At 61.7% G+C, this 21,836-nt stretch carries 19 protein-coding genes; 13 read left to right on the forward strand and 6 right to left on the reverse strand.

Annotation, left to right across the window (positions count from 1 at the left end; genetic code table 11):
* Window positions 1-35 precede the first annotated feature (35 nt).
* Entirely contained in the window at window positions 36-3,335 is a 3,300-nt protein-coding gene (locus ACR0FC_RS07595; RefSeq protein ID WP_170339547.1) for an adenylate/guanylate cyclase domain-containing protein, read from the reverse strand.
* Between the two features lie 281 nt (window positions 3,336-3,616).
* On the opposite strand from ACR0FC_RS07595, the gene napF reads away from it, so the two are divergent.
* Genes napF through ACR0FC_RS07635 form a run of 8 tightly spaced genes read left to right on the forward strand, consistent with a single transcriptional unit; the run spans window position 3,617 to window position 10,114 of the window.
* Window positions 3,617-4,129 carry a ferredoxin-type protein NapF gene (gene napF, locus ACR0FC_RS07600; RefSeq protein WP_170339549.1) on the forward strand — a complete coding sequence of 171 codons (513 nt, stop codon included), beginning with the start codon at window positions 3,617-3,619 and terminating at the stop codon, window positions 4,127-4,129.
* On the forward strand, window positions 4,126-4,419 hold the full coding sequence (locus ACR0FC_RS07605) for a chaperone NapD (protein WP_093964450.1): 294 nt from the start codon (window positions 4,126-4,128) through the stop codon (window positions 4,417-4,419). Before napF ends, ACR0FC_RS07605 begins: the two co-directional genes overlap by 4 nt.
* Window positions 4,416-6,908, forward strand: coding sequence for a nitrate reductase catalytic subunit NapA (gene napA, locus ACR0FC_RS07610; RefSeq protein WP_170339551.1), 2,493 nt, complete (start codon window positions 4,416-4,418; stop codon window positions 6,906-6,908). Before ACR0FC_RS07605 ends, napA begins: the two co-directional genes overlap by 4 nt.
* Window positions 6,909-6,935: 27 nt before the next feature.
* On the forward strand, window positions 6,936-7,754 hold the full coding sequence (gene napG, locus ACR0FC_RS07615; RefSeq protein WP_170339552.1) for a ferredoxin-type protein NapG: 819 nt from the start codon (window positions 6,936-6,938) through the stop codon (window positions 7,752-7,754).
* Complete coding sequence (gene napH / locus ACR0FC_RS07620) at window positions 7,751-8,668, forward strand: quinol dehydrogenase ferredoxin subunit NapH (protein ID WP_170339554.1); 918 nt, start codon at window positions 7,751-7,753, stop codon at window positions 8,666-8,668. Before napG ends, napH begins: the two co-directional genes overlap by 4 nt.
* A 12-nt stretch (window positions 8,669-8,680) precedes the next feature.
* Window positions 8,681-9,118 carry a nitrate reductase cytochrome c-type subunit gene (locus tag ACR0FC_RS07625; protein WP_170339556.1) on the forward strand — a complete coding sequence of 146 codons (438 nt, stop codon included), beginning with the start codon at window positions 8,681-8,683 and terminating at the stop codon, window positions 9,116-9,118.
* 30 nt (window positions 9,119-9,148) lie between these two features.
* Window positions 9,149-9,844, forward strand: coding sequence for a NapC/NirT family cytochrome c (locus ACR0FC_RS07630; protein WP_170339558.1), 696 nt, complete (start codon window positions 9,149-9,151; stop codon window positions 9,842-9,844).
* Window positions 9,845-9,856: 12 nt separating this feature from the next.
* Window positions 9,857-10,114 carry a hypothetical protein gene (locus ACR0FC_RS07635; RefSeq protein ID WP_093964456.1) on the forward strand — a complete coding sequence of 86 codons (258 nt, stop codon included), beginning with the start codon at window positions 9,857-9,859 and terminating at the stop codon, window positions 10,112-10,114.
* 14 nt (window positions 10,115-10,128) lie between these two features.
* On the opposite strand, the gene ACR0FC_RS07640 is transcribed toward ACR0FC_RS07635, so the two are convergent.
* The 3 genes from ACR0FC_RS07640 to ACR0FC_RS07650 form a co-directional block, all read right to left on the reverse strand.
* Window positions 10,129-10,599 carry a phage holin family protein gene (locus ACR0FC_RS07640; RefSeq protein ID WP_170339560.1) on the reverse strand — a complete coding sequence of 157 codons (471 nt, stop codon included), beginning with the start codon at window positions 10,597-10,599 and terminating at the stop codon, window positions 10,129-10,131.
* An 11-nt stretch (window positions 10,600-10,610) separates the two neighbouring features.
* Window positions 10,611-10,886 carry a hypothetical protein gene (locus ACR0FC_RS07645; protein WP_170339561.1) on the reverse strand — a complete coding sequence of 92 codons (276 nt, stop codon included), beginning with the start codon at window positions 10,884-10,886 and terminating at the stop codon, window positions 10,611-10,613.
* A 72-nt stretch (window positions 10,887-10,958) separates the two neighbouring features.
* Window positions 10,959-12,041: an AI-2E family transporter gene (locus tag ACR0FC_RS07650; RefSeq protein WP_170339564.1), complete on the reverse strand. Its 1,083-nt coding sequence runs from the start codon at window positions 12,039-12,041 to the stop codon at window positions 10,959-10,961.
* A 173-nt stretch (window positions 12,042-12,214) separates the two neighbouring features.
* Here ACR0FC_RS07650 and ACR0FC_RS07655 point away from each other — a divergent pair, with 173 nt between their 5' ends.
* The 4 genes from ACR0FC_RS07655 to ACR0FC_RS07670 all read left to right on the forward strand — a co-directional run bounded on the left by ACR0FC_RS07655 (window position 12,215) and on the right by ACR0FC_RS07670 (window position 17,888).
* Window positions 12,215-13,708, forward strand: a complete 1,494-nt coding sequence (locus ACR0FC_RS07655; RefSeq protein WP_170339566.1) for a BCCT family transporter — start codon at window positions 12,215-12,217, stop codon at window positions 13,706-13,708.
* 474 nt (window positions 13,709-14,182) lie between these two features.
* Window positions 14,183-15,637, forward strand: coding sequence for a xylulokinase (gene xylB / locus ACR0FC_RS07660; protein ID WP_170339568.1), 1,455 nt, complete (start codon window positions 14,183-14,185; stop codon window positions 15,635-15,637).
* A complete protein-coding gene (locus tag ACR0FC_RS07665) occupies window positions 15,637-16,590 on the forward strand; it encodes an aldose epimerase family protein (RefSeq protein WP_302476844.1) in 954 nt (317 codons plus the stop codon). Before xylB ends, ACR0FC_RS07665 begins: the two co-directional genes overlap by 1 nt.
* The gene (locus ACR0FC_RS07670) at window positions 16,587-17,888 is read left to right on the forward strand and encodes a cytochrome-c peroxidase (RefSeq protein ID WP_170339572.1); all 1,302 of its coding nucleotides are present in this window, start codon (window positions 16,587-16,589) and stop codon (window positions 17,886-17,888) included. The genes ACR0FC_RS07665 and ACR0FC_RS07670 overlap by 4 nt, the downstream gene beginning before the upstream one ends.
* Here ACR0FC_RS07670 and ACR0FC_RS07675 read toward each other — a convergent pair whose 3' ends face one another.
* Window positions 17,889-19,400, reverse strand: coding sequence for a CRTAC1 family protein (locus ACR0FC_RS07675; protein WP_170339574.1), 1,512 nt, complete (start codon window positions 19,398-19,400; stop codon window positions 17,889-17,891).
* On the reverse strand, window positions 19,390-20,607 hold the full coding sequence (locus ACR0FC_RS07680) for an ROK family transcriptional regulator (protein ID WP_170339576.1): 1,218 nt from the start codon (window positions 20,605-20,607) through the stop codon (window positions 19,390-19,392). Before ACR0FC_RS07680 ends, ACR0FC_RS07675 begins: the two co-directional genes overlap by 11 nt.
* Window positions 20,608-20,758: 151 nt before the next feature.
* Here ACR0FC_RS07680 and xylF point away from each other — a divergent pair, with 151 nt between their 5' ends.
* Entirely contained in the window at window positions 20,759-21,778 is a 1,020-nt protein-coding gene (gene xylF / locus ACR0FC_RS07685) for a D-xylose ABC transporter substrate-binding protein (protein WP_093965002.1), read from the forward strand.
* Window positions 21,779-21,836: the final 58 nt, after the last annotated feature.

Consider the following 21,836-nt stretch of genomic DNA (forward strand, 5'->3'; position numbering starts at 1 on the left):
CCCTGTTTTTTCGTGTTGTTCTATCGTCATGCGGTTCATGCCGTCGGTTGACCGGCCATCCCGGCCACCGGGAAATCCAGATGCCCCATCAGCGACCGCACCACGCCCAGGTCATCGAACTGCGATCGAAGTTCGGGAAACTCGGCGTGGTCAGACAGGGCGAGGCCCTGTTGCCCGGTCGCAGCCAGAAGGCGCGTGTGACGGATGGACAGATCGGCCATCGGCAGCGGTTCTGGGGCGGTGAACTCGGACAAGGCGTCGGCAAAGCGGATCGCGCGGTCCCAATCCTGGCGGGCCAGCATCACTGCGCAGGCATCTGCGTAGAAATGCAAGTGGCTATGCCCAACGCAGCCTTCACTCAGTATCCTGACGCCCTGATCCAACAAATCATCCTGGGCATCCGGATCGTCCAAAGCCAAGGCCAATGCCGACAGTGCCTTGGGGCCGACAAAGTTGCGGCCATGTTCCAACGCGATTTCCACGGCGCGGAGCCCCACCTGTTCAGCCTCGTGCCTTTGCCCGGCATAAACCTGCGCCCGCGCCAAGTGTTCCAGCGCCTGAGCCTCGAGTCGCTTGGCACCGACGCGCTGGGCGATATCGGCGGATCGGATGAAGGCCTGCAGCGCGCCGTCCATGTCATCCTGAAAGGTGCACGCGACGCCCAAGCAGGTCTGCGCGACACATTCCGGTACGAATGCAAAGTACTTCTGCGAGATTTCGATGGCTTCCTGCGCATCGGCCCGGCCCTGCGCAACGTCACCTGAGTAACTGCGGGCAACACTGAGATTGTGAAGGTTGGCGGCCAGGTCCCGGACCAATCCTTTGTCTCGCGCTCTTTCGACGGCCTGAGTGTAGAACCCTGCGGCGGTGCGCATTGCGGCATTCATGAAATTTGCATCGCCAAAGCCGCTGAGCGCGCCGACCTCCAGCCGGACGGATTCCAGTTTGCGGGCCAGCGTCAGCGCTTTTTCGTTGCTTTGCAGAGCATCCGAGACCCGTCCCAGCGGGAAATAGATGTTTCCGCGGACATAGCTGATCTGGGCCAGATCCCGTTCCGATCCGATACGGTCAGCGGCGGCCTCGGCGATGTCGAGGCTGTGCAGCGCATCCTGGTACAGGCTGGCCTGGCGCGCGGCCTGTGCCAGACCGATATGAACGCGGCAGATCTGCGCGTCAGTCTCGGCCAGGGCGGCGGCTTCGTTGAACTCGCTCAGGGCCTTGTCCGACAGGCCCTGAAGGCGATGGGTTTCCGCCCGGGCACACATCAGGTCAAACCGGATACCCGGCGGAGCCGAAAGCTCGAGCGCGCGTTCGATCAGCGGGCTGGCCTCGTCAAACTGGAAGGCCTGGATCAGGTTTTCAGCGGCCTCCAGATAGGCTTCGGCTGCATTGGAGGCGTCGGCACGGTCCAGGTGTTGGGCGCGCAATGTGGCGTCCTTGCCTTCGTACCAGCTTGCTGCTTGCCGGTGCAGCCGGGCGCGCTCGGACTTGACCAGCGTCGCATAGGATCCGTCGCGGATCAGAGCATGCGCAAACATCAGATCTGCCCCGGCCTCGCGGATCAGGGCCGAGCGGATCAGGTCGGACGTGTCCAGATGGCCTTCACCCAGCAGATAATTCAGAACTTCGGGAGAGAACCGTTGCCCCAGAACCGATGCTGCCTGAATCGCCGTTCTGCTACGACGATCCAACCCGTCCAGACGGGATTGCACGATGCCTTGGATGCTGCCGGGGACGGTGTCGCGGGTCAGGCCGTCGATATTGCGCAGCAGTTGCTCGAGAAAAAGCGGATTGCCTCCGGCACGTTGCACGCAGGTTTCCAACAGCTCTGGGTCGATGGCGGTGAATTCCTCGACCAGTTTCCGCGCCTGTTCGTCACCCATCGGCGACAGCTCCAGCTTGGATACCAGCGCACCATCCGTTCCCATCTGCCATTCCCGATCGATCGGGTCACCTTCGACCCGGCTGGTCATCATCAGAACGCAAGGCAGGTCCCGCGTCGCGGCAGCCATGTAAGAACACATGGTCAGAATGTCCGATGGCGCCCAATGGATGTCCTCGACCTGGAGCAGAAGGGGGGCCTCGCGGCTGCGGGCCTGCAGCAGTTCGTCGATGACCTGTCGCCGACCCCGCATGCGTGCGGCGTTGTCCATCGCGGCATAGACTTCGGCCAGCCCGGGATCCTGTTCAAGTTCGAGCAGGGCGCTCAGATGGGCTGAACTGGCGGGGTTGATCCACCCCCGGTCGATCGCGTCATGAGCGGCCGCGGTGCTGGCATCGGAGTTGTCGGTCGGGTCGAGGCCCAGAAGGCTGCGGGCGATGGACTGGATGGCCGAATGTCCCTCGCGTGTGCCGAAATCCATCACCACGCCCCCGTGGATCGAATAGGACCGGTTTGCGGCCAGCTCGGCCACCTGTTCCGAAAAGTGGGTCTTGCCGATACCGGGTTCGCCAAGAATGATGTGAACCTCACCCTTTCCATGGCGCTGGCACCGGTCGAATGTTGCCGAGAACAGCGACATCTCGCGTTCCCGCCCGATGAATTTGTGGCGCCGCGTGCGAATGTTCCGGGCCAGACGGTCCAGACGCCAGATTCCGACCTCCTTGTTAAGGCCCTTGATTGCCTTGGTGCCGATCGCCTCGCCGACGAACAGTGGGCCAAGCGCGCGCTGGATGTCATCCGACACCAGCGTCTGACCCGGCGCAGAAATGTCGGTCAGGCGGGACGCTAGATTCACGCCGTCCCCGGTCACGGTGTATTCGGTATGGGCCTCGCTTCCGGTGGTGCTGGCGATGACCTGCCCCGAGGCGATGCCGATATGGCACGACAGGGGCGGCTCAAGTGTGGGCAGCGCGGCGTGAATCTCCAGCGCGGCGCGGGCCGCCCGTTCGGTGTCATTGGTGTGCGAGATCGGCGCCCCGAACACCGCCATGACGGCGTCTCCGATATGCTTGTCGATCCGGCCTCCAAATTTCTCGACGGCGCGGTCGACCTTGCCGAAGAATGCATTCAGCAGCGCGTGCATGTCTTCGGCGTCGTGTTCGCTGGACAATTTGGTAAAGCCGGTCAGGTCCGCGAACAGAACCGTGACCTGACGTTTTGCCGGTTCCAGTTCAACCTCGGGTTCAAACGCGCCGACGGTTTCCGGGACGTCCAGCTCGGATATCGCGCGCAGCAACCGGCGACGGTCGCCGACGGCAGTCACTCCGATCTCGCGCAAATCCTCGCCCGTAAGTTCAGGAAGAATTGCAAAGTCGATTTTGTTTTCCGCGAACGCTTGGGTGTAATCGGACAACCCAAGGGCGCTCAGCCATTCCCTTAGGTCGCCAGACATTGGTGCCCTCAGAAGTATCCACCCGCAGGCAGCCTAGTACAGACCACCGGGTCGAGTCTGCATTTTTTATAGTAATATTCGATTATGACTGCGCAATCCGCCGTTTCCGGTTTTTCGGATCAGCTTTGTGCCGCGCCTTTCCAGAGTTGGATTTCAGGAAGGATTCGTTTGCTCAATCCATGAGCAAATCTGATCAAGATCAAGTCAGAGTTGACTCGTATCCGCTATCCACGCAGCATGAACGGAGTACCACAAATGTTTCTAGAACAGGTGGGCGGCACATGTCTGCAGTAGCCAGCAGGCGCGCGTTCCTGACAGGACGCCTGCCTCGCGAAGACGACAGCGTGAAGCGGCCGCCAGGAGCGGCGCGCGAAAACTTCCACGATCTCTGCACTCGATGCGGCGACTGTGTCTCGGTTTGCCCCGAGGATGTCCTGGCGATGGACGACGCGGGCTTGCCGGTGTTTCAGCCGCAGCAGGGTGGCTGCACCTTTTGCGGAGGCTGCGCGGATGCCTGCAAGACCGACGCATTGAGCCTGGACCGGTTCGCCGAGTGGCCGTGGCGCGCGAAAGTGTCCGACACCTGCCTTTCGGCAAATGGAGTCAGTTGCCGGGTGTGCCAGGACAGCTGCGATCAAGGGGCCATCCGATTCCGCCTGAAAACCGGAGGCCGCGCCGAAGTGAACCTGGACCTGGCATCATGTGTCGGTTGCGGGGCCTGCTCGGCCGCATGCCCGACCGGTGCCGTTTCCCTCGAGAGATACCAGCCCGCCACAGTGGAGGTGCGTGAATGAATATCTGTGGATGCCTCGTGCATGTCGCGCCGGACCAGACCTCAGCGGCACGGTCGGCGATGACCGCGTTCGACGGGGTCGAAATCCATGCCGAATCCGACGACAGCCGGTTCGTTGTCGTCGTCGAGGACACGCCGACACGGTTGGCGTCCGAGATCATCATGGACCTGCACCAGATCCCCGGGGTCGTTTCACTGACCCTGACATATCACCATTTCGAAGATCTCGCGGAGACCCGTCCGCGTCCTGAAACTCCCAGCCAAGATTCCAGCCGGAGGCCCTTGTCATGACCATTTCCGAATCTCGCCGTACGTTTCTGAAAGCAACCGCCGCCGCAGCGACAGCGTCCGCGGCCGGTATCCCGCTGGCGACTGGCCAAGCTGCCGCCCAAGTCGCCAATGCCGACATCCGCTGGGACAAGGCACCTTGCCGGTTCTGCGGCACGGGCTGCTCGGTTTTGGTGGGCACCAAGGAAGACCGCGTGGTTGCCACGCAAGGCGACCCGGACGCTCCGGTGAACCGGGGGCTGAACTGCATCAAGGGCTATTTCCTCTCCAAGATCATGTACGGCAAGGACCGTCTGACCACCCCGTTGCTGCGCAAATCTAACGGCGTCTATGACAAGAACGGTGACTTCGAACCTGTCAGCTGGGACGAAGCCTTCGACGTGATGGCCGAGAAGTGGAAAGAGGCGCTGGCCAAGAAAGGCCCGACCAGCGTGGGCATGTTCGGCTCGGGACAGTGGACCGTGTGGGAGGGCTACGCTGCGGCCAAGTTGATGAAGGCCGGGTTCCGCACGAACAACATCGACCCGAACGCGCGGCACTGCATGGCCTCGGCCGTGGTGGGCTTCATGCGTACCTTCGGCATTGATGAACCGATGGGCTGCTATGACGACCTCGAACATGCCGACACGTTCGTGCTGTGGGGTTCGAACATGGCCGAGATGCACCCGATCCTGTGGTCGCGCCTGACCGACACGCGCCTGACCAAGCCGGGCGCGCAGGTACATGCGCTGTCGACCTTCGAGCACCGCTCGTTCGAGCTGGCCGACAACGGTATCATCTTCAAGCCGCAGACCGATCTGGCGATCCTGAACTACATCGCAAACCACATCATCCAGACCGGCGCGGTGAACGAGGAGTTCGTCAAGAACCACGTCAACATCACCAAGACCGCTACCGACATCGGTTACGGCCTGCGCGAGACCAACCCGCTGCAACAGGCCGCTGCGAACCCGGACTCGGGCAAGCTGGAGCCGATCTCGTTCGAGGAATACGCCGCCTCGGTTGCCGACTACACGCTGGAGTACGTCTCCGAGTTGTCGGGCGTGCCGGCGAACCAGCTTGAGCAACTGGCCAAGGAATATGCCGACCCGAACCGCAAGGTCATGAGCCTGTGGACCATGGGCTTCAATCAGCACACACGAGGGTCCTGGGTGAACTCGTTGATGTACAACGTGCACCTGCTGGTGGGCAAAATCTCCGAGCCGGGCAACTCGCCGTTCTCGCTGACCGGTCAGCCTTCGGCCTGTGGCACCGCGCGCGAGGTTGGCACTTTTGCGCACCGTCTGCCCGCCGACATGGTGGTGACCAATGATGAACACCGCAAGATCACCGAGACCAAGTGGAACATTCCCGCAGGCACCATTCCGCCCAAGCCGGGTTTCCACGCGGTTCTGCAGAACCGCAAGCTGAAGGATGGTGACCTGAACGTCTATTGGGTGCAGTGCAACAACAACATGCAGGCCGCGCCCAATATCAACGAGGAAGGCTATCCCGGCTATCGCAACCCAGAAAACTTCATCGTCGTATCGGATCCGTACCCAACGGTGACTGCCGTTGCGGCCGACCTGATCCTGCCCACCGCCATGTGGGTCGAGAAAGAAGGCGCCTATGGCAACGCCGAACGCCGCACCCAGTTCTGGCGTCAGCAGGTCAAGGCCCCGGGCGAGGCCAAGTCGGACCTGTGGCAGCTGATGGAGTTCTCGAAACGCTTCACCGTCGAGGAGGTTTGGGACGAAGAGCTGCTGGCCAAGATGCCCGAGCATCGCGGCAAGACCCTGTTCGACGTACTGTTTGCCAACGGCAAGATCGACCAGTATCCGCTGTCGGAAACCGCCGAAGGGTTCCACAACGATGAGTCCGAGCATTTCGGCTTCTACGTCCAGAAGGGCCTGTTCGAGGAATATGCCAGCTTTGGCCGCGGCCACGGGCACGATCTGGCGCCCTTCGAAACCTATCATCAGGCTCGCGGGCTGCGCTGGCCGGTCGTGGACGGGAAAGAGACGCTCTATCGCTTCCGCGAGGGCTACGATTCCTATGTGCCTGAGGGTGCCGGCGTCAAATTCTATGGTCACAAAGACGGCAAGGCCAAAATCATCTTTGCGCCCTACGAACCGGCAGCAGAGGAGCCGGACGAAGAGTTCGATCTGTGGCTGTGCACCGGCCGGGTGCTGGAGCACTGGCATTCCGGGTCGATGACCCGCCGCGTACCCGAGCTTCACCGCGCCTTCCCCGCCGCCGTGGTGTTCATGCACCCCGAGGACGCCAAGGAACGCGGTGTGCGCCGCGGGCAGGAGATCGTGCTGTCCACGCGCCGCGGCGAGGTGATCAGCCGGGTCGAGACCCGCGGGCGCAACAAGGTGCCGCGTGGCCTCGTGTTCATGCCGTGGTTCGACGAGGGCCAGCTTACCAACAAGCTGACGCTGGATGCGACCTGCCCGCTGTCCAAAGAGACGGACTTCAAGAAATGCGCCTGCAAGGTCGAGCGGGCGTAAGGGCAGGAATCGCAGAGGACGGGTGTGATGTCTCTGGTCGGCAAACCTCTTTCGCCGCAACGGCGCCGGTTCCTGCAGGATTCGGCGCGCGCGGCGGGTGGCTGTTTGGTCGCCGGGTCTTTGCTGGCCTATCTGGCCCGCGACGCCCGCGCCCTGCCGGCCGAGGCCTTGCGCCCACCGGGGGCGTTGCCCGAAGATGGCTTTCTGGGCGCCTGCGTTCGCTGCGGGCTGTGCGTCCGTGATTGTCCCTATGACACGCTGAAGCTGGCCGAGTTGGGCATCGATGCGGTTGCGACAGGTACGCCGTACTTCATCGCCCGCGACGTGCCCTGCGAAATGTGCGAAGACATCCCCTGTGTTGCGGCCTGCCCGACCGGGGCGCTGGACAAGGGGTTGCAGGACATTGACGACGCCAAGATGGGTGTTGCGGTTCTTGTGGACCAGGAGAACTGCCTGAACTTCCTGGGGCTGCGCTGCGACGTGTGCTATCGGGTCTGCCCTGTCATCGACGAGGCGATCACGCTGGAGCTGTCGCACAATGACCGGTCCGGCCACCATGCGATCTTTGCGCCGACGGTTCATGCCGACCGCTGCACCGGCTGTGGCGTCTGCGAGAAAAGCTGCGTTTTGCCCGAGGCCGCGATCAAGGTTTTGCCCGCCCGCCTGGCGCGCGGCAGTTCGGCCGAACATTACCGCAAGGGATGGGAAGAAAAGGCCGAAAAGGGCGGACCGCTGGTCGAAGGCATCATCGACCTGCCCGATCGCCTGCCCGGACCGGGCGCGGACAACCTTGCCGCGCCGGGCGGATACGAACCGGGCTACAACCTTCCGGGGGCAGGCCAATGACGGCGCGGACACATATGCCCGTCGGGCACGAGGCCCGCGAGGTCAAGGGATGGTTCGGCGCCCATCGGTTCCTGCTGCTGCGGCGGTTCAGTCAGGTGTTCTTTCTGGTCCTGTTCCTGCTGGGGCCGTGGTTCGGCATCTGGATCGTCAAGGGCACGCTGGCCGGATCGCTGACGCTGGACGTGCTGCCGCTGACCGATCCGTTCATCCTGCTGCAGGGGCTGGTGGCCGGCCATTGGCCGGAAATGACCGCGCTGGTCGGCGGGCTGATCGTTCTGGTGGCCTATGCGCTGATCGGCGGGCGGGTCTATTGCTCGTGGGTGTGCCCGATCAACCCGGTTACGGATGCCGCGCATTGGCTGCACCGTCGGCTGGACCTGCCCAAGGGCTGGCAGCCCAAACGCAGCACCCGGCTGTGGATATTGGCGACCGTTTTGATCGTGTCAGCCCTTACCGGCGTGATTGCATGGGAACTGGTGAACCCCATCACCATGCTGCACCGCGGGCTGGTCTTTGGCATGGGTTTTGTCTGGGCGATGGTCGTGGCGATCTTTGTCTTTGACCTTTTCGTGGCCCGGCATGGATGGTGTGGCCATATCTGCCCGGTCGGGGCCTTCTACGGCCTGATTGGCGCCAAAAGCCTGCTGCGGGTCAGCGCCAGCAACCGTGCCGCCTGTGACGACTGCATGGATTGCTATTCGGTCTGTCCGGAGAGCCAGGTTATTTCGCCCGCACTGAAGGGCAAGCCGGGATCCAGCCCGCTGATCCTATCGCCCGATTGCACCACGTGCGGCCGCTGCATCGATGTGTGCTCGGTCGATGTCTTCAAACTTACCCACCGGTTCGATGACGCCGTCGTCGCGCCACCCGATCCAGCCGCCGCGCCAGAACTGCGCGCCGCCAGACCTGCCTAAGGGAGTGCCAAGATGAAAAAATCAATAGCGACAGGCGCAATAGCCCTGATCCCTGTTCTTCTTGTGACCGGGCTTGCCTTTGCGCAATCCGCGTCCGTGACCACGTTGCGAGGCGTGGACATCGATGATCCGGCCATCCTAGATGATGTGCACCGCAACATCGAAGGGCGCATGCAGCGCAACTATCGCCAGCAGCCGCCGCTGATTCCGCACAAGATCGACCAGTACCAAATCGACATCCGCACCAATCAGTGCCTGTCCTGCCACGACTGGACCAAGGCCGGCGAGCGCAACGCGCCGACCCTGTCGATGACCCACTACCTGGACCGCGAAGGCAACGAGCTCGATCAGATCGCGGGCACCCGTTATTTCTGCAACCAGTGCCATGTGCCGCAGGCGGATGCGCCGGCCCTGGTCGACAACCTGTTCCAGCCCTCGGCCGGAAACTGATCCAGCTTTGGACTGAAAGGAGCACCGAATATGGCAGACTCTCCTGAAAAGCGCGGCTTGATCGGCCGCATCTGGGCGTGGATCTGGACTCCGGCCGCCGCGTTCAGCGCAGGCTTTCTGGTTCTGGCGGGCTTTCTGGCCGGCATCCTGTTCTGGGGTGGGTTCCACTGGACGCTCGAGATGACGAATACCGAAGAATTCTGCGTCTCGTGCCACACGATGGAAACCAACCTTGGCGAATACCGGGAAACGATCCACTACAACAACCATTCCGGCGTACGGGCCATCTGTTCCGATTGCCACGTGCCCAAGGAATGGAGCTTCAAGATCGAAGCCAAGATCATGGCGGTGAAAGACGTCTATCACGAGCTGGTCGGCACCATCAGCACGCCCGAGAAATACGAGGATCACCGCCTGCAGATGGCCTCGGCCGTGTGGAAAAAGATGAAGGCCTCGGACAGCCGCGAATGCCGCAACTGTCACAATTTCGAATACATGGACTTCACCATTCAGGAAACGCGCGCCGCCAACGAACATCAGCGTGCGATCGACGAGAACATGACCTGCATCGACTGCCACCAGGGCATCGCGCACAGCCTGCCGCCGGGCTATCTGGAGGAGTATCGGAAAGTGGTCGCCTCGCTGGATCCGGTGACCGGCACTGAAATTGCGCAGAGTACCGGCGCGGCCGAGATCCGATCATTCCTGAACAGCGCATCCGACTAGGAGTGGCACGACATGCTTGAGATTCTTGGAACAATCGGCGGCAACATCCTGAGCCTGCCCGGCATTCTGGGCCTTGCGGTGGGCATGATGACCCGCCAACTGTGGTTGGCCGCGACGATGGGCGCGGTGATCGGCATACTGGAAACCCTGGCTTTCGCGCATTGGACCTTTGCCAAGGTCGAGCCCATGGAGCTGATCATCGGCGTTCTGGTCGGTGTTTGCGCCAGCAGCATTGGTTGTCTGATCCGCCAGAAAGGGGCGACCGTCTAGGCGACAGTCGCCGCTTACTCTTTGCGGTTCTTCAGGTGTTTCAGAACGGCGCTTGCGATCATGGTCACCAACCCGGGGGCAAGCGTTCCCAGAGGGTCGCGTGAGACGGTTCTAAGGTCGCGGACCGTCTCGCGAGCCTCTGACATCATGTCCTGAACCTCGGCCTCGATATCGCCGATCGCCATGTCGCGCAGTTCTGCTACTGGCGCAGTGTCGGCCTCGGCGCTGACCGAGTTGGCGATAGCCGCGAGTATCAGCGCCACGATCAGGTTGATCAGGGCGATGACCAGTGCAGCCAACGGCTTGGACATCACTGACGCCAGAGCAAGATAGCCCGCGACATTCAGCATGATGATGGCCAACCCGCCCGCCAATCCGGCTGCGGCGAAAAAGCCCGCGCGTTTGGCCAAGACGGTCATGTTCCGCTGAGCGATCAGCCGTTCGGTACGCAGGATGATGGAAATGTTTCGGGAAATGCGGCTCATCTGACTGTCTCCTACCTGGACCGACCGATCACGTAGCCCAGAGCGAAAACGCCCAGGGCGAACAGGATGGCTTTCTTGTGTGGCATGGCATCCAGCTCGGCCAGCGCGGTCTCGATCTCACCGGACCAGTCTTCGAACTCGGCCGACAACTTATCGGGAATGTCCTGGACGGCCTCTTTCACCTTTTCGCCCGCCTTGCGCGCGCCCGACTTTTTGTCCTCGGCCTGCTCTTCAAGCTGTCGCTTCAACTCAGCAACCTGCTGTTCAAGTTCCGCTTTGGTAACCATCGGCTTTGTCCTTTCGTGAAGCGGCCAGTCGCGCGGGCGATGGGCCGATAATCCGGTTTGTCGGCACCGAGATCAGTCTTTGGGACCCACACGGCCATCGCCCGACATCAGTATGGCGATGGGGCGCGTGGCCGGAATGTGGGTCAGAATGATCATGATGCAGACAGTGATCGGCACGCTCATCAGCGCACCGGGAATGCCCCAGATCGCGGTCCAGAATGTCAGGGCCAGTATGACCATGAGAGGGGACAAGTTCAGGCTTTTGCCCAGCAAGGTCGGCTCAAGAATGTTTCCGACCGAGAATTGCACGGCCCCGCACCCCAACAGCACCATCAGGAAGGGGCTCAGTTCCTCGAACTGGACAAGAGCGACCAGAGAGGGCAGGGCGACACCGATGATCGAGCCGACCGTGGGGATGAAATTCAACAGAAAGGCCAGAACCGCCCAGGTCTCGGCGAAATCCAACCCAACCGCCCACATGACAAAAAAGCTGCCGAACCCGGTTAGCGCGCTGACGAAAGTCTTGATCCCGACATAGCGCTGGATGCTGGCGGACGTGCTGTGCAGCACGTTGCGAACTTTGTTGGCAAGCATTGGATCCGAGATCGCGAGGTCAATCTTGGTTTGCATCGGCAGGCGTTCGACCAGCATGAACGGCACATAGAGCAGCACAAGGAAAAAGGCGCTGAGAAAGGCGCCAGCGGACCCGATGATGCTGCCGGCAAAACCCGACAGGTTGATCTGGCTCAGCGCCTTCTGGGCCGCGGCATAGTTCTCGTTGCCGACGAGGGCGACAAGTTTTGCCAGGATACCGGACAGGCGCTCTTCGTATTTCGGGAAAGCCTCGGACACCAGACCGGCCTGGCTGGACAGGATCGACAGGATGATCAGCAATCCAAAAAGGATCAGGCACAAGGCCCCAAGATGCGCCATCCATTTCGGTACGGAATGGCCCAGAATGACGATCCGGTGGATACGGTCAGATGTTGCAGTGAGCAACACAAACAACAGTATGGCGAAAGAAAGCGGTATCAGAACCGAGGACGCCAGCACCAATGACGCGATGGTCAGAAACAGCAGAACAACCAGCTGATACCAGAAGGTCAGCCCAGGCTTGCCCACGCGCTGGTTGTCGGCCTTGGGTTGAGTTGCCATGCACGTCTCCTGCGGGCTCAGCACCATTGCGGCCCGCCACCGTTGATCGGTTCCGCCATTAGGCACAGATATTCGGCTGTTCTCAAACAAAATTCTCGAAAGAGTTGATTTCTGGACAGGTTGCAAGCGGGTCTCTACGCTCGGCCTTGGATCAAATCCAAGGACCAAAGCCCATGCGCCGCACATCTACCAACTCGCTGCTTGTCATCGCGCTTGCGATCAGCGCAGGCATTGCGATTTGGGGTCTTGTCGACCCGGCGGGGCTGGGCCGGTTGGCGTCTGCCGCGGTTGCGACGCAGTTCGTAAGCCGGGGTTGGTTCATCATGCTCGAGGCCAGCGGCCTGTTGTTCGTTGCGCTGTTTCTGGCCTTTTCGCGCTTTGGGTGCATCCGGTTGGGGCCGGATGGTGCCGAGCCCGAGTTTTCGACTCCCGCATGGATCGCCATGCTGTTCGCGGCCGGGATGGGGGTTGGGCTGCTGTTTTATGGTGCGGCCGAGCCGCTGACCCATTTCGAAGAGCTCAGAAAATACGAGCCAGATCCGAGGGCCGCCGGATACGCGCTGTTCGTAACCTACCTGAACTGGGGCTTTCATGCCTGGGCAATCTACGGGGTGGTCGGTCTGATCATTGCCTATTTCGCCTTCCGCCGTGGGGGCACTCTGCTGCTGAGCGCGCCGTTGAACGACGCTCTTGGGTCGGCCCCGTGGGTTCGGGCGATGGGCTGGGGCTTTGATCTTCTGTCAATCGTTGCCATTGCCGTGGGGTTGGCTGGCTCGCTGGCAATGGGAGTGTTTCAGGTTCAAACCGGGCTGGCCGGATTGCTCGGCGTGGCGGATTCGGGGGCTCTGACGCTTCCGGTCTTTTTCGCCATGTGTGTGGCCTTTGTCATCCCTCTGCGCCGGGATTTGGGGGACGGCATGGCCAAACTGTCCAATGCTGCGATGCTGATTGCCGTGGCAATGATGATCTATCTGTTGATCCTTGGCCCCACCTCATACCTGATGAACGGTATCGTGAGCGGCTTCGGGAGATACGTGTTCCACGTTCTGCCCGCCGGGTTTGCCACAGCCGAGTTCTTTGGTGACGATCTCGTCAACTGGTTCCAGGATTGGACTCTGAACTATATGATCTGGTGGCTGGCCTGGTCGCCGTTCGTCGGTATCTTCATCGCCCGGATTTCCCGGGGCAGAACGATCCGGGCGTTTCTTCTGGGTGTGATCGTCGCACCAACCTTGTTCTCGATCCTTTGGTTTGGCGTGTTTGGCGGGCTTGGGTTTTTTGATGCGCTGCGGCAGCAAGGCTCCCTGTCCGTGGTCAATCAGCAGAACCTGGATGCGACCACATTCGCGTTGCTTCAGCGGTTTCCACTGTCGGGGCTAACGCAGACAGCGACCATCGTCGCGGCGTTTCTGTTTGTGGTCACCAGCGTTGTCAGCGCCGGATTTACCCTTGCGATGATCGGAACCGGTGGTGATGAAAACCCGTCTCCCCGGATCCGCACGGTGTGGGGGGCAATTCTGGGTGCGTTGGGGCTTGCCATGGTCTTTGTCGGAGATATCGGGCTGGTGCGATCTGTCATCGCAATTTCGGCGATCGCCTTTGTTTTCATCGTTCCGGTTCTGGTGGTCTGTCTGTTCCGGGTGCTGGCGCTGGAGGAAGGGCCATGACAGGCGAGTTTCTGGATACCGTTCTGAACGTCACCGTCTTTCTTTACTTGGGCTTTCTGATCTGGCTGTGCCTGCGCCCGGATCCTTGAGGCCCGTTTGCCGGGAAAGGGGATGTCACCATCCGTCAAACCTGATGGACGTAACCCAAAGAACGCGCGCGTTTTCCCTGCAGGTTGAATTGCAGCCATGCCCCATGCTGCGGTCGTCATGCAACGAGACACCCGCCTCGATCTCCGAGATATAGGGCAGCATGCGCAAGAGTAGACAACCAACAGCGAACTAAGTCTTGAGCGCCCAAACAGCGTTTTGGCGGAGAACCTTTTGATCTGCTGCCGATCAAGGAAACCGGGTGAGGACCTGGCATTCCGCCCTATTTGCGTCATATGAATATGCGCGCCGGATTCCGGTGTTGACATTTTCTGATCTCGGTTAATAATTTTACCAACTAAAATAATGTGGGTGAGGGCGCGTCTCGTGTATCTGGGTTTGGATCTGGGGACCTCGGGTCTCAGGGGAATTCTTGTGGACGAGGCCGGGCAGGTTCTGGCCGAGGCCGAGGCTGAGATCGCCACGTCGAACCCGCAACCGGGCTGGTCCGAACAAGCCCCGCAGGACTGGATCGACGCCTGTGTAACCGTAATGGGCCGACTGCATGAGACGAACGGCGATGCGCTGGCGCAACTGCGGGCGATCGGACTGAGCGGCCATATGCACGGCGCAACGCTGTTGGATCGGGACGGCGCCGTCCTGCGGCCGTGCGTTCTGTGGAATGACACCAGATCCGCGCAAGAGGCCAAAGAATTGGACCAGACCCCAGGGATGCGCGAGATCACGGGCAATATCGTGTTTCCCGGGTTCACCGCGCCCAAGCTGGAATGGGTCCGTGCCCATGAGCCCGACCTGTTCGCCCGTACGGCCATGGTGTTGTTGCCGAAGGATTATCTGCGGTTCTGGCTGACCGGGGAGTATGTCAGTGACATGTCCGACAGCGCGGGAACGTCGTGGCTGGATGTCGGCGCGCGAGACTGGTCGGACAGGGCGCTGGAGTTGGGTCACATGAGGCCCGATCAGATGCCGCGGCTGGTCGAGGGCGCCGACCCCGGTGGCGAGCTGCGGGAGGAACTGCTCCGGGAGTGGGGGCTGTCCGGCCCGGTTGTGGTCGCTGGCAGCGCTGGCGACAACGCCGCGGCCGCTTGCGGTATCGGCAGCATCGACGAAGGGTCCGGGTTTTTGTCCCTTGGCACCTCGGGTGTGCTGCTGATGGCCCGGAATAGCTATGCACCTGCCCCCGAGACGGCGGTTCATTGCTTTTGCCATGCGGTCCCCCGGCGTTGGATACAGATGGGCGTCATCCTGTCGGCGACCAACAGCCTGAACTGGCTGTCACGCAACCTCGGCCAGTCGGTCGAGGCGCTGGCAGGGGCGCTGCCCGCCCAGCCAAACGGGCCGTCGTCGTTGACCTTTCTGCCCTACCTGTCCGGCGAGCGGACGCCGCACAATGACAGCGCCATCCGAGGGGCTTTTCTGGGCCTCGACATCGCCTCGGGGTCGGCGGATCTGGTGCAGGCGGTGATGGAGGGCGTCGGTTTCGCAATGCGGGATTGCCTTGAGGCCCTGAGGAGCACAGGCACCGAACCGTCGCAGTTGATTGCCGTAGGCGGCGGTGCGCGGTCCCGGTATTGGCTTGAGACCATCGCCACCACGCTGAATGTGCCGCTGGCCCTGCCCAAGGGGAGCGCGTTCGGGGCTGCGACTGGTGCCGCGCGGCTGGCCATGTGCGCTGCCGGGGACGCAACACCCGAACAGGTCATGACCCCACCAGAGATCGACGCCGTCATCGAGCCGCAGAGTGATTTGACCGAAGCCTATGACAGCGCCTACAGACGATACAGAGCGTATTACAAGGCCCTGGCGCCATTGGCTGGATGATGAACAAAAGTCGCAATGATTGCACTGATATCCCGGTTGCCGACCTGCGAGATGGGGACATGCGGGTGTCATTGCTGGGCTATGGGGCGATCACGCAAGGGTGGTGGTACAAGGACCAACCGCTGATCCTTGGCTATGACGACCCGACCGAATACCTGAACGACCCGTTCTATCTGGGCGCGCTCGTCGGGCGGGTCGCCAACCGGATCGGCGGCGCAGGGTTCGATTTGGACGGCACCCATCATGCGCTGATTGCGAACGAAGGGTCGAATACGCTGCATGGGGGGCATGAAGGGCTCTCGCGCCAGTTTTGGCAGGTCGAGCAGCTCTCGCCGCGCGAGGCGGTGCTGGTCCATGTCTCACCTCACGGCGTGGGCGGATTTCCGGGGGCTGTTCGGTTCGAGGTCGGGGTCCGGTTGGAATTCCCTCGCCTGACATATTCGATCTCCGCCTGGCCGGACAGGCCGACCCCGATCAGCATCGCGCAACACAACTACTATACGTTGGGGTCTGCTCAAGGCATCTCCGAGCACCGATTGCAGTTGGCGTCGGATCGTCACTTGGAGCTGGACGATCAGGGGATACCGCATGGCGGGATCGTCGACTCTGCATCGGTCGGGCTGGATTTCGCCGCCCCCCAACCGATCGGGCAGGCCGCCATGGACCTCGATCATTTCTTTCTGTCCCGCACCCGCGGTATGGTGGCCCAACCGGTGGCCACCCTTGCGGCGTCGTCGGGTCTGACGATGACGGTCCATTCCGATCAGCCCGGGGCGCAGGTCTACTCTGCCGCCCATCTGTCCGCGCCATTTGCGCCGCATGCCGGGGTCTGTATCGAACCATCAGGCTATCCGAATGCGCCGAACGTCGCCGCGTTCCCTTCGATCATATGCACGCCCGACAAGCCGTATCACCAGACGCTGATACTTGAGATCTCCGAGGCAGGGGCATGAGCGTGATCCGTTCCTTATCGGCCTTGGCTGTTCTCGCCAGCTTTGCCACCGGGACAGCGGCCCAGAACCTGGGCCCGCCTCCCGAGTTCATCGAGCCCGACCTTGCCATCGTGGAACTGGGTCAAATGCTGTTCTACGACCCGATCCTGTCGGGAAACGAAAACATCAGTTGCGCCACCTGCCACCACCCAAGGTTTGGGACCTCGGACGGGATGTCGCTGGGCGTCGGAGAAGGCGGGGTGGGGCTGGGCAGCGCCCGCGGGCTTGGGTCCGACAACCTGCCCGAACAGCGCATCCCGCGCAACTCCCCGGCCCTCTGGAACCTTGGCGCGACCGAGTTCACGACGTTCTTCCACGATGGCAGGCTCGAGGATGATCCAGAGCAACCTTTCGGCATCAGAACACCGTTGGGGCAGCATATGCGGCCGGGGTTCCGCTCGGCATTGGCGGCTCAGGCCATGTTCCCGGTTCTGTCGCCGGATGAGATGGCCGGACATTACTCGGAAAACCCGATCAGCAAGGCGGTGCGCCTGGGCCTTCTGACGCAACAGGGTGGTGCATGGGACCTGATCGCCGGGCGGGTGGTTGCGGTTACGGAGTATCAACGGATGTTCCGCGACGTGACCCCCGAAAAGGAGGTCTCGTTCGCAGCCATCGCCAACGCGATTGCCGATTTCATCGCCTTTGAATGGCGTGCCGACAACAGCCCCTTTGATCGCGCGATGCGCGGAGAGGAACCACTGCCGCCCGACGCGGCGCGCGGTATGCAGCTGTTTTACGGCAAGGCCGGCTGCGGATCGTGCCATTCGGGGTGGTTTCAGACCGACCACGGGTTTCATGCGATCGCGATGCCGCAGATCGGCCCGGGAAAGGCTGCTCGGTTTGAAAACCACTTCCGAGATGATGGCCGACTGCGCGTAACCGGTGCAGCCGAAGATGCGTTTGCGTTCCGAACGCCGTCGCTGCGCAATGTCACGCTGACTGCGCCCTATGGCCACGATGGCGCCTATGCTCGGCTCGAGGACGTGGTTAGGCACCACCTTGACCCCGAAGGCGCGTTGCGGCGCTACTCGATCGAAATGGCAGAGCTGCCCGCCTTTCCCGGAGCCGATGATCAACGGCCGCTACAGGATCCGGCCTTGGTCGATGCCATCGCCGCGGCCAACGAGTTGCAACCGATTGCTCTGTCAGACGCAGAGATCAACGACATCCTGAGTTTTCTGGCCGCGCTGGAGGATCCCGCCGAACGGCTGGGTGTACCAGAGCGGGTGCCCAGTGGGCTGCCAGTCGACAAGTGATCAGCGCCGCAGTCGGATGATCCGGTTGGTGTCGTATGTCTCCCAGTCCGAGGGGTCTCCGCCGGGCCAGACAACACGAGTGTCCACGGTCTTGGCATTGCCCAGACCGAAATGCTGCGGCCCGGCCATCCCGCTGGCATGGCCGCCGCCGATCGTGATCTCGCGGGTCTGAATTCCGGCAGCGGTCCGGACTTCGACAAAGGCACCGATGGCCTGCGAATTGACGTCATGCTGGCCCAGATCCACCATGATCCAGTTCCCCGCGGCGGGCTGGTTCTGATAGATTTCGGCCGGTGATCCGCGATTGACCACAACCAGGTCCAGCCAGCCGTCATTGTTCAGATCATGCAGTGCGGCGCCGCGAGATTTTGCCATCGATGCCACACCGGCCTCAGCCGCGGATTCGAAAAACTGACCGGATTCCAGCTGCAGCAACAGGCTGTTGGGGTCGTCCTGCGCCGCATCCGGCATCTGCTCGACATTGCCCTTGGCGACGAAAATGTCGTCACGCCCATCGTTGTTCACATCCGCGAATTGCGCGTGCCAACCGGTCGATGGTCGCCCGTCCGCGCCGATGTGCGGCCGGTGTGCGGTCGTGCCCTTGTCATAGGTCGCATCACGCCATGTGGGACCGCCGGCTTCGGGGTCGAAAATCTGGAACTTTTGATCTCCCATCGAGGTCAGGTAGACATCGGGATAGCCATCCCCCGTCAGATCGCGCGACGCGATGCCCATGCCCCAGATCGAATAGGGCAGCCAGCCTTCGGCTTGATCATACAGGCGCGGAGTATCTTCCATCGCCCACATCTGTTCCTGTCCGTCTCGGACATAGTAGTGCCGATCGTTGCTGATCCGCAGATCCGCGCGCCCGGTCCGGCCCCAATCCGAGAACAAAGCCGACAGCGCACAGTATCCGGGTTCCAGCCGAACGGGCGGGCCATAGGTTTCGCCAAGGGGGCGGTACAGCAGAGTGGGGCCGCATGCCTCGAATGGGCCATTCGGATTATCGCGGTCCACATAGGTTCCGAAGGCCAGAGTGGGCAGTGTCTGCCCGGGTTCCCATGTTGCCGAGAAGGCCGTGGTCCAATGGTCATCGGAGTTAAAACCAAGCCCCGCGAATGGGCTGAACCGGCAATCGGGCCCACCTTTGAGCAACAGGTCCGCCCCAACGCGCAGAACCACAAGGTCCAGGATGGCGTCGCCGTCGATGTCCATCGGGTAGGCGCCGGTCACACCTGTCAGTGACAGCGGCTCCGGCGTGTTTGCCTGAAAGGAGATTTGCGCCTGAGAGGTGTTTCGGAACAGCTGCGATGGGTTCGCCCCACCAGCAAGGAAGAGTTCCGGCAAGCCGTCCCCGCTGCAGTCGAAAACCGCGACGCCGCCACCCACAAAATGCTCCCAGCCGCCGTCGTAGACATGAGAGGGAATGTCGATCGGTTGATACCGGGGGATGGCAGGATCGGCACTGGCGGTCGTGGCGAAGGCCGCCACCAAGGCGAGTTCAGCTCGCATGGGCTGCGATCTCTTGCACCTTTAGGATCGACACTTGTTCGATCCCGTAGGCCGCCGCGCCCTTGGCCCACATGAGGTCGCCCCAATGATGTACCTTGATCTCGGGCAGGGCGGTGTCGACATTCACCACTCCGTTTCGAATGCGCGCCATCACGTCGTCCGAACACAGGTGCTCAAAGCTGACCCGGGCTCCGGACAGAATGATGCAATCGGGGGCAAACAGATTGATCAGGTTGGACAGGCCCAAGCCGAACATCTGGCCCGCGCGGGCCAGAACGGAAATCGCCCGTTGGTCCCCGGCGTGCGCGCGGTCGTGAATGTCGGAAACGGTTTCCAGCGCGCTGCTTTGCCCGGCGACCGTCATTTCTCGGATCAATGCATAGTCGCCGACATAGGCCTCGAGGCATCCCCGTTGCCCGCATTGGCACAGCGCCCCGTCCAACTGGACCTTGGCGTGCCCGAATTCGGCCCCGCAGCCATGGTTGCCCCGGAACAGCTTGCCGTCCAGAACGATGCCCAGTCCGACACCGTGTTCGATCGTGACGACAAGAAAGTTCGACAGGCCCTTGCCCAAGCCGAAGAGCTGTTCGGCCTTGGCCACCAGGTTTGCATCGTTTTCAATGAAGGCCGGGCAGGGCAGGCCTTCGTCCAGAAACGCGGCGAAGTTCACATTGCGCTCGGTGATCGAAGATGACCAGTGCACGAAATTCCTTTCGGCATCGACCAATCCGGCGATGCCTATGGAAACACCTGAAAGCCCGTCGATCGTACGGTCGATCTTTGCGCAGGTCTCCTCAAGCGCAAGGCGCACGGTGCGGACGAAATCGCGCGGGGACATCCTGGCATCTTGCAGGGCGTACATGTGCGAGGTGACTTCGTTGCCTTCGAAATCGACCAGAATGACCGAGATGACCTGACGCGCGACCTTGAGGCCCGCCACAAGATAGGAGGGCCCGTCCAGTTGCAGAAGAACCCGCGGCCGCCCGCGTTTGGCCGATCTGGAATGCGCCTCGCCCTCGGTCTCTCGCACCAGGCCGGCGGAAATCAGGTCAGCGGTTGCGGCGGTGACGGTGGCCGGGCTGGTCTGCAGGGCCGATGCGATATCGATCCGCGAAATCGACCCCTTGGTTCGGATATGCTCCAACACCCGCAGGCGCGTGGCATTCCGTTGGTCCAGCGAGTTTTGAGAAGCCTTGCTTTTCAGCATCTTGTCTCCGCGAATCTTCTGTTGGCCTCAATCTATTGGGATTTGGAGCCTGCGAACAGAGTAAATATTTTACCCGCTGAAATAAATATGATACGCAGAAACACGAGGGCCGCGAATCATGACGCGATGGCCCCATCAACGGGAGGAAATCATGAAACGAATTCTCAGCTTTTCAGCTGCTGTTGCCATGGTTGGCTCGGCTGTCTTTGCCGAGCCGGTCGTCGGCGTAAGCTGGTCCAACTTTCAGGAAGAGCGCTGGAAAACGGACGAAGCGGCAATCAAGTCTGCGCTTGAGGCCGGTGGGGCCGAATATATCTCGGCGGACGCCCAGTCGTCCTCGGCCAAGCAGCTGTCCGACATCGAAAGCCTGATCGCACAGGGTGTGGACGCCCTGATCATTCTGGCGCAGGACGCGCAGGCCATCGGTCCGGCCGTACAGGCCGCCGCGGATGAGGGCATTCCCGTCATCGCCTACGACCGCCTGATCGAGGACGATCGCGCCTTCTACCTGACCTTCGACAATGTCGAAGTGGGGCGCATGCAGGCGCGCGCCGTGTACGAGGCGATGCCCAAGGGAAACTACGTCATGATCAAGGGTTCGCCTACGGATCCGAACGCGGACTTCCTGCGCGGTGGCCAGCAGGAAATCCTTCAGGCGGCGCTGGACAGTGGTGACATCGTGATCGTCGGTGAAGCCTATACCGATGGCTGGTTGCCCGCCAATGCGCAGCGGAACATGGAACAGATCCTGACCGCCAATGAAAACAAGGTCGATGCGGTTGTCGCGTCGAATGACGGGACCGCAGGTGGCGTTGTCGCGGCGCTGACCGCGCAGGGCATGGAAGGTATCCCAGTGTCGGGTCAGGATGGCGATCACGCCGCGCTGAACCGCGTGGCCTTGGGTACGCAGACCGTTTCCGTCTGGAAGGACGCACGCGAGCTGGGCAAGGCCGCCGGCGAGATTGCCGTCGCACTCAGCAGTGGCACCGACCCGTCGGAAATCGACGGAGTGGTCAGCTGGACCTCGCCGGGTGGAACGACGATGAATTCTGTCTTCCTGGCTCCGGTTCCGATCACCAAGGACAATCTGTCGGTTGTTGTGGATGCCGGATGGATCGCGCTGGAAGATCTGTGCCAAGGCGTCGAGAACGGCCCCGCACCCTGCAACTAAACTCCAAAGTCCCCGGCCTGCATGGGCGGGCCGGGGACCCTTGCTGAATTTGAAAGAT

It is taken from the genome of Ruegeria sp. BB9 (assembly GCF_056539345.1).